This is a genomic window from Stenotrophomonas sp. SrG, from assembly GCF_050031795.1.
Classification (GTDB): Bacteria; Pseudomonadota; Gammaproteobacteria; order Xanthomonadales; family Xanthomonadaceae; genus Stenotrophomonas; species Stenotrophomonas rhizophila_A.
Genome location: NZ_JBNBBE010000099.1, coordinates 1 through 302, shown reverse-complemented (window position 1 = coordinate 302; position 302 = coordinate 1). Strand labels below are relative to the sequence as shown.

At 69.9% G+C, this 302-nt stretch carries 1 protein-coding gene; it reads right to left on the bottom strand.

Going from position 1 to position 302, the window contains the following annotated elements; genetic code table 11:
- Positions 1–72 precede the first annotated feature (72 nt).
- Positions 73–302, bottom strand: a 230-nt coding sequence (locus ACQG3P_RS19130) for an aldo/keto reductase (protein WP_426805920.1), incomplete at its 5' end; no start/stop codon positions are given.

The window sequence follows — 302 nt, the reverse complement described above, 5'->3', positions numbered from 1 at the left end:
AAGGCATGGGATCGAGCATAGTCCGATGGCGGTGGACCGGCCGTCCGACCTTGGTCGTAGGCGGGCCCGGTGCTACCGGCTCCGGATCCGGCTTCCACCAGTGATCAGCTGCTGTGCCCTCGGCCGTGCGATGAAACGCGCGGGGAAGATCGGTGCCGGCGCGCTCGCCGCGTCCAGGCGTTGCAGCTGCGCAGCACTGAACACGATGTCCAGCGCACCGAGATTGTCCTGGACCTGCGCCAAGGTGCGCGCGCCCATGACCGGCGAGACCACGGCCGGATGCCGCAGCGTCCCGGCCAGGG